The organism is Methylomonas koyamae (assembly GCF_001644025.1).
Lineage (GTDB): Bacteria > Pseudomonadota > Gammaproteobacteria > Methylococcales > Methylomonadaceae > Methylomonas > Methylomonas koyamae_A.
In genome coordinates this window covers 1-1,052 of the sequence record NZ_LUUK01000143.1, presented here as the reverse complement: position 1 = coordinate 1,052, position 1,052 = coordinate 1, and the positions used below count along the sequence as shown (strand labels likewise).

1 protein-coding gene is annotated in these 1,052 nt (G+C 55.5%); it reads left to right on the top strand.

Annotated elements, in window-relative coordinates; all coding sequences use genetic code 11:
* The first annotated feature begins 92 nt into the window (after positions 1 to 92).
* Positions 93 to 1,046, top strand: coding sequence for an IS1595 family transposase (locus A1355_RS09620; protein WP_064027414.1), 954 nt, complete (start codon positions 93 to 95; stop codon positions 1,044 to 1,046).
* Positions 1,047 to 1,052 lie beyond the last annotated feature (6 nt).

The following is a 1,052-nucleotide window of genomic DNA, read 5'->3' as shown; positions in this document are numbered from 1 at the left end:
CCTGATTAGCAAGCTCCTTCAGCCACCCAGCGTAATCCAGGTTATTCCCAATTAGAAAGCGCATACTGGTTTCAAATTTCCAGGAGATTGTCATGAGCATGAACCGCATCCAGTTTCAAAAGGGTTTGTCACTGCCTGATTTTCTAGAACAGTTTGGCACGGAGGCTCACTGCGAGGCCGCGCTGGAAAAAGCCCGTTGGCCCGACGGGTTTCGTTGTCCGCGTTGCGGGCAAGCGCCGTATTACTTGCTTAGCGGCGGCGGTCATCCCGCGTACCAATGTCGATCTTGTCGATTACAAACATCCCTGATCGCCGGTACGCTCTTTCAGAGCACCCAGCTGCCGTTAACGACCTGGTATCTGGGCATTTACCTGATCAGCCAGGCCAAAACCAACCTGTCCGCTTTAGCTTTGAAGCGCCTGTTGGGTGTCAGTTACCCCACTGCCTGGTTGATGCAGCAGAAATTGATGCAAACCATGGCGGAACGTGACGCGCTTTATACCCTGGAAGGACAGGTCCAGATTGACGACGCCTACCTCGGTGGCGAGCTGGCAGGCGGCAAGGTCGGTCGCGGCTCAGAGAATAAAGTGCCCTTCGTGGCGGCGGTGTCGCTGGATCAGGCGGGGCACCCGCAGTACATCAAAATGGCACCTGTTCCGGGGTTTACGCTCAAAGCAATTACCGACTGGGCCCAACGCGACCTCAGCCCGGGATGTGTCGTCAGGTCCGATGGCTTAGCCTGCTTTGCGGGCGTCACGGCCGCAGGGTGTTTGCACCAGCCTGTCGTCGTGGGCGGCCGTAAACCCAAAGAGTTGCCCGAGTTCAATTGGATCAACACCGTTTTGGGCAATCTCAAGACCAGTTTCGGCGGTGCTTATCACGCTTTCGACTTTGCCAAGTATGGTATCCGCTACTTGGCGGCCTTTGTTTACCGCTTTAACCGACGTTTCAATCTGGAGACTTTGCCCATGCGACTACTCCTTGCTGCGGTCAACATCAGCCCGCGTCCGGCAACTTGGCTTCGTCAAGCTGAAGAAGCTTTCTAATCAGGT